The organism is Cupriavidus sp. UYPR2.512 (assembly GCF_000379565.1).
Classification (GTDB): domain Bacteria; phylum Pseudomonadota; class Gammaproteobacteria; order Burkholderiales; family Burkholderiaceae; genus Cupriavidus.
This window is the reverse complement of the sequence record NZ_KB903062.1, coordinates 1-1,762: the sequence shown is the minus strand read 5'-3', so window position 1 is coordinate 1,762 and position 1,762 is coordinate 1. Positions and strand designations below refer to the sequence as shown.

The window sequence follows — 1,762 nt, the reverse complement described above, 5'->3', positions numbered from 1 at the left end:
AGCTGTGGGGCTCGCGATGATAGACCTGCTCGACCCAGGCCCACAGCCGGGAGTTGAGGTCGGCCAGGTCGCGGATGTGGGTGGCATCGAGCTCCGCGAGGAACTGATCGCGCACGGTGCGGTGCCAGCGTTCGAGCTTGCCCTTACTCGTGGGCTGGTACGGCTGACAGTGCACCAGGCGAATGTCCAGGTCTGCGCAGATGGTCTGCAGGCTTGCGGCGCGATAGGCCGAACCGTTGTCGACGACGATCATGCGCGGGATACCCCGGCGCAGCAGTGCCTGCTTGAGAACGCCTTCGATCTCCAACGCCGTCTCGGACAGGCAGAATGCGCTGTGCGCAACCAGGCGCGAGGCATCATCGAACAGCGATACGAGATAGGTCTTGCGGCGTGCCCCGCCGAACGAGAACATTGGGCCATGCATGACATCGCCGTACCAGATGGAGCCGGCATACTCGGCCACGAAGCTGCGCTTCTCCTGGGGAACGACGGCGGGGCCGACGATGCGCGAGAGGCCGTGAACCTTGAGCAGGCGATGCACGGCGCAACGCGAGAGCGTTCCGCGCGCCACCACCCCGGCGGACTCGAGCAGCAGCCGGATCTGGCGTATGGAGCGTTGCGGGTTCTCGCGTTTGGCAGCCAGTACGGCGGCCTGCACGGCCTCGGGCAGCTTCGAGCGGCCGGTGTCGGCACGGGGCCGGCTGGCCAGGCCCGCGACACCCTCGCGCCGCCAGGCGTAGTACCAGGTCTGCAGGGTGCGCTCGCCGATGTGGCGGCGGCGCGAGCCGGGGATGGCGTACTCCTGAAGGGCGAGCTGACGCAGCAGCAGCTGCAGCTCGCCGCGCTCGAGCCGCTCACGGCTCACGATGGGACCGAGCACGGACAACCGGAACAGGGCCACGGGATCGATGTTGTTCATGAAGTCTACGTTGAAGTTGAACGAGACGTCATGAAACGACCAATATCGGGCCGGCGGCAGTGGGCAGACTGTGTGGGGTGCCCGTTACCGTGCCGGAAGGGGTGTCGCGCGCAGTGTTGCCATCATGCGATCACGGGACATCAAGGCCGTCCAGGTCGAGCCAGGCCATCGCTTGGCATAGCGGCATGAGGGCGAGGCAGGCGCACCAAAATGCGGCGGTATCGGCGGTGCGGCCCAGTTCTGGGAAGCGGCTTCGCAGGGCAAAGGCAAAGTTGTCACTGCGACGCAGGAGCCAGCCCCACCAGCGCCGGACGGTGCGGCGATCGACGCCGGCCACGGCGGCGGTGAAGCGCAGCGACATCCCGACGAAGATCAGGGCAAACACGAGCTGCTGCAGCGCCCAGCCGTACCAGCGCAGCGGACAGATGCACAGCGGCAAGCGAGAACAGGTACGCCGGCAAGCGGCACAACAATAGCGTGGCACGGGCACGGAATTGAGGGTACCGCCCTCACTGCGATCAGCCTTGCGTGCATAGAAGCCGTGTGCCCACAGGCAGGTGCGACCGCAATGTGGGCAGCGGCCGGGATGATAGGACTTAGGCGTGGTGACGATGGCGCGAAGATGCTGTTCGAGCGAGACAAAGGCATGTACGATCCGAAGCATAGGCCGGGCTGTTCTGTGTTCGTGGAGGGTGTGGTAACCGTCTCACGATAGCAGAGGAGTACCGGCCTATCTCATGCCCGCGGCGTCTCGCGATGTTCGCGGGGATGTTCGTGAAATCGTTCTCAACGTACGCGAGACAAACTCACCCTGTTGGACCTCAAATTGAGCGCGACGTAACA

At 65.1% G+C, this 1,762-nt stretch carries 2 protein-coding genes; both read right to left on the bottom strand.

Annotated features, from left to right (window positions below):
• Window positions 1-919 (bottom strand): DDE-type integrase/transposase/recombinase (locus A3A5_RS0119670; protein ID WP_018312243.1); only part of this gene is annotated, 919 nt, incomplete at its 3' end.
• 130 nt (window positions 920-1,049) lie between these two features.
• Entirely contained in the window at window positions 1,050-1,583 is a 534-nt protein-coding gene (locus A3A5_RS0119665) for a DUF6431 domain-containing protein (RefSeq protein ID WP_026200928.1), read from the bottom strand.
• Window positions 1,584-1,762: the final 179 nt, after the last annotated feature.